This is a genomic window from Deltaproteobacteria bacterium (genome assembly GCA_016875225.1).
Taxonomy (GTDB): domain Bacteria; phylum Myxococcota_A; class UBA9160; order SZUA-336; family SZUA-336; genus VGRW01.
Window position 1 is genome coordinate 1 of the sequence record VGRW01000143.1, and the last position, 4,412, is coordinate 4,412.

Sequence of the window (4,412 nt, forward strand, 5' to 3'; positions counted from 1 at the left end):
GCTCGCGCAGCAGCAGCACCCCGCCGTCGCTGCTCGCGTGCTCCGCGTCGAACCGGCCCACCACGGGCCGTCGTCCCAGCGGCGAAAACTCAAGCTGCGTCGCGCTACACTCTGTCTGCACAGGTCGGCCCTTTCTGTTGGCCCGTTTTGTCTTGCAACTCAACGGTTAACAGAAGTCAGCCGGCCTGTGCTCGTTTGAGTGGTGAGAAATCCAGGCTAGCGGCGCGCCTCGAGCCGGCGCGCGAGCAGGAGCAGCGCGGCGACGCAGAGTGAGACCGGACCGAGCCAGTCGCCCCAGCGCTTCGCCAGCGTGCTCGCGCCCGGCCCGGCCGGAACGTCCACGACGAGAGCGTCGCGCTCGTGGACGTCGAGCGCTCCGAGCAGCGTGCCCTCCGCGTCGATCGCGGCGCTGATTCCGGTGTTGGTGACACGGATCTGTGGCAGCCGCGTCTCGACGCTGCGGAATGCCGACACGACCAGGTGCAGGCGCGGCCCGGAGCCCTCGTCGAACCAGGAGTCGTTGGAGAGCGCGAGCAGCAGCTCGGCGCCCTCGCGCGCAGAGGCGCGGGCCAGGCCCGGATCGACCGCGTCGTAGCAGATCAGCGTCCCGGCCCGGAGCGCGCGCCCGCCGGCGAGAGCGAGCTCCAGCACGCGCGGACCGCCGCCACTGCGCCAGGTTCCGAGCCAGGGCAGCAGGCGGCGCAGCCCCGGGGAATCCAGCCACGCCGGCACGCGCTCGGTGAGCGGAAAAAGCGCCTGCTTGCGGTAGACGTCGTACTCGCCGCCGGGAGCGAGGAAGAAAGCCGCGTTGTACTCCGCGCCTTTCTCGACGTCGTAGGCGCCGAAGACCAGCGGGACGCGGTGAAGTGCTGCGAAGCCGGCGATGGCGCGGTCGAGCTCGGCGCCATCCTCGCTCTTCGGCGCGCCGAAGGTGGTCGGGTAGACGGTCTCCGGCCAGACGATCAGATCGAGCGGGCCGCGCGCGAGCGCACGCTCCGAGAGCTCGAAGTGCTCCGCGAGGATGCGGACCGCCGCGTCGTAGCTGCCGAGCTGGTCGCGAAGCCGCGCGTAGCGCGAGAGGTCGGCCTGGACCAGCCCGGCGCGAAGCAGGACGCGCGGCTCCGCGCGCGCGCGGAGATCCGCGAGGCGAAGCGCGCCGTAGCCCGCGAGCGTCCCCGCGATCGCGAGCGCGGTCGCGGCAGGACGCGCGGCTCGTCGCCAGTCGCGAAGCGCGCGCAGCACGGCCTCGTTCGCGAGCAGGAGCGCAAGCGTCAGCCCGGGCGGGCCGGCGAGATCCGCGCCCTGCCGCAGCCAGAGCGACGGATGGAGCCCGTGTCCGAGCGTGTCTCCGAAGAGCCGCGGCAGGAGCCACTCCGCCGCCACGTACGCGCACGCGCCCGCGAGCGCGCGGCGGACGGCCGCGAAGCCACACGCCTGGGGCGAGCCGGCCAGATGCCGCACCCACGCGAAGACCAGGAGCTGCGGCTGGAGCAGCGGCGCGAAGAGCAGAAGCAGCGCGATGCCCAGCCAGGCCGGCGCGTCCGCGTAGCCCGCCATCGCCGTGCCGAACCAGGCGAACACCGAGAGCGCGAAGACCGCGCTCATCCACGCGCCGGACACGAGCGAAGCGCGCGCGCTCGTCGCGCGATCGAGCACCGCGAGCCACGGCACGAAGAGCGCGAATCCGAGCAGCTCGCCCGGCGTCTCGACGCGCGCGTAGAGGTGCAGCGCGAGCCCGCTCGCGGCGAACGAGAGCATCGCGAGCCCGCGCGCGCTCACGTCACGGGTTCTGATCGATCAGACGGCCCGGCTCGCGCGGGCGCTCGGGATCGAGGATCTGGATCGGAAGGTCGGGCGGCGCCTCTTCGGGGGGAACGACGCGCCCCGGAGCGATCGGAATCGGCGCGCCCTCGTCGTCGAAGAACTCGTAGTCGGGCGAGTACACCAGGATCGGCTCGAGCGGCGCGCCCTCGTCGGAGTACTGGTAGTAGCGCTCGTAGCCCTCGGGCAGTGCGTAGCCCTCGGGCACGATCACGCCGGCCTTCGGCGGATCGGTGCCCGGCGGCGGAAACGCGGCGATCCCCTCGGTCTCGCCCGCCTCGCGCAGCGCCTCGATGTAGCCCTTCGCGTCGATGCCGGGGCCGTAGTCCCGGCCCGGCTCGTTCTCGAACACGTGCTCGACCTCCTCTTCGGACGGCGACGCGGCGCCGCGGGGCGCGGCCGCGTCCTGGCGGCGGGGCGTGACGCTTCGGCGTGCTGCCGCCGCAGCTGGGCTCGCTTCGGCCCGCGCCTCTCCAGCAGGCGGCGCCGTCGGAGCGGTCGGACCAGGCGCGCCCTCTCGCGGAACCGCGGAATGAAGCGACGCCTCGGGCATCGGCTGCGCGGCCCTTCCCCACCAGAGCAGACCGGCGCCCGCCGCCACCAGCGCGAGCGCGATGCAGCCCGCGATCGCGGGCGCTCGGAAACGCAGTTCGGTGTCGGTCTTCATCCGCCCCTCGCGAGCCGGCTCACTGCAGCGCCAGGCGCGCGATCAGGAGCGCCGGCGGCGTCAGGTAGTAGAGCGCGCGGAGCAGCCCCTCTGCAACGCGGCGCACGGCCAGATCCCAGCGCGGAGGAAGCAGGAGCGCGACCAGCGTCAGCGGCTCGGCGAGCGCGCGAAGCCCCGCGGCGAAGAGCAGCAGGTAGATCGCCGAGAGCCCCCAGTAGAGAGCGAACCCGAGCAGGTACGCCGCGAGCCCGAACTCGTGGTACTCGCCGAAGGTGCCGCCGAAGCTGATCCACTGGTGCAGCCGGAAGAGCGGCAGCGCCGGCACCAGCGCGAAGATCGCGAATTTCAGCAGCGGCCGATCGAGCCGGCTGCGCGACCGCTCGCGAGCTCGCGCGAGCCGCAGCGATGGGTGCGCCAGCGCCTCTCGCGCCGGCATGGCGGCGCCCGACGCACCGAGAAGCTCGAGCAGGATGGAGGGATCCGCCGCCGCGAGCCGCAGTGACGGGTGCGCGCTCGAGCGCGGCCGCAGGCGAAGCCCTGGCCAGGGCACCGGCAGCGCCCACGGCACGATCTCCGCGATCTCGCCCACCGGCACCTCGGCGCGCCCGCCGCGTCCTTCGATCACGAGCGCACCCGATTCGATCCACGCGCGCGAAGCGCAGAGCCGGCGAACGATCCAGGCGCCGAGCTCCGGCAGCGCGAAGAAGACCGCGAGCAGCCCCCCGAGCTCGAGCGTCGCGAGCGGCCGGTAGTCGAGCGCCTGGTGCAGCTCCGGAAGCAGGAGCGGAACGTGGTAGAGCGCGAGAAGGACGAGCGCGCCGCGCGCGAGGATCTGCAGCAGCGCCACCGGCAGGCGCGCGCCCGGGGGGATTCCGAGAACGGCAAGGTTCAAGCGATCGGCCCGATTCCAAGAAGAGACGGGGGAGGGAGCGCGGGCTCCCTCCCCCGTTGCGGCGCCGGAGCGGCCCGGCCGCTTCGAGTGACTACGGCGCTGCGGGATTGAAGACGGAGAGCGCCCAGCCCATCCGCTCGTGACCGAGCTGGTTCCAGCCCGGGTTCTTCCCGCCGACGATCTGTGCGTCGGTGTAGTCCGGCGCCGTGGTCGTCGAGCCCGTCCCGCCGAACAGGCCCACGTAGACCGTGCTCCCCTGGTAGGTCGGGTGCGTGTTGTCCGAGAGGATGTAGTCGACCGTGGTCGTCGACGTGGGTCGCTTGTAGTTCGCGTCGGTCAGCGTCGACTTCAGCGTGCTCGTGATGCGAGTCACGTAGCTCGACTCGCTCTCGCCGAGCTGGTACGCGATCGCGTCCGAGTCCACCGCACCGTCGCCGTTCGTGTCGAAGTCGGCCGCCATGAACTGGGCGAACGAGTCCGCGCACTGGAAGCCGTACTGGCTCGCGAAGTTGCAGGCGCGCCAGTTGCTCTTGGCCAGGTAGGGCAGGAACATGTCGCGCATGTTGATCTGGCTTCCGTTCACCGTGCAGCTGCTGAGCACGTTGTCGGCGTCGTAGCCCGGGTAGTAGACGTTCGAGACCACCTTGAGCTTGGTGTTCGCGTGCGCGTTGGCGTTGATGTACTGCATCGCCCGCTCTTGATAGGTGGTGCAGTTGGCCATCGCCGTGTCTATGCCCGAGAAGCTGCACGTGCCGGTCTGGTTCTTGAAGGCGCTCCGCGCCTGCAGGAAGTCGTTCCCGCACATCTCGAACGTCACGACGCGCGTGTTGGCCGACTGCATGTACGAGCGCTCGTTCACGATCTTGTTGTCGTAGATGTCCTTCGCCACGGCGCCAGACTTCGCGGATCAAGCAACTTCTTTTCTGTAGCAGCCGATGGACGTCCGATTCTTCGCCTTCCTGGATTCCTTTCCGGATTACGCGGGATTTGAGTGTTTTCTCTCGGAGGCTCTCCGCTGAGCCGGCGGATCCG

4 protein-coding genes are annotated in these 4,412 nt (G+C 71.0%); all 4 read right to left on the bottom strand.

The genetic code is table 11. The annotated features are described in order from the left end of the window. Window positions 1-216: 216 nt before the first annotated feature. The 4 genes from lnt to FJ108_17985 all read right to left on the bottom strand — a co-directional run bounded on the left by lnt (window position 217) and on the right by FJ108_17985 (window position 4,269). Window positions 217-1,758 carry an apolipoprotein N-acyltransferase gene (lnt, locus tag FJ108_17970; protein ID MBM4337779.1) on the bottom strand — a complete coding sequence of 514 codons (1,542 nt, stop codon included), beginning with the start codon at window positions 1,756-1,758 and terminating at the stop codon, window positions 217-219. Between the two features lie 22 nt (window positions 1,759-1,780). Continuing rightward, window positions 1,781-2,488: a hypothetical protein gene (locus FJ108_17975; protein ID MBM4337780.1), complete on the bottom strand. Its 708-nt coding sequence runs from the start codon at window positions 2,486-2,488 to the stop codon at window positions 1,781-1,783. A 19-nt stretch (window positions 2,489-2,507) separates the two neighbouring features. Then, entirely contained in the window at window positions 2,508-3,380 is an 873-nt protein-coding gene (locus tag FJ108_17980) for a hypothetical protein (GenBank protein ID MBM4337781.1), read from the bottom strand. 91 nt (window positions 3,381-3,471) lie between these two features. Further along, window positions 3,472-4,269, bottom strand: a complete 798-nt coding sequence (locus tag FJ108_17985) for an SGNH/GDSL hydrolase family protein (GenBank protein ID MBM4337782.1) — start codon at window positions 4,267-4,269, stop codon at window positions 3,472-3,474. Between the last annotated feature and the right edge of the window lie 143 nt (window positions 4,270-4,412).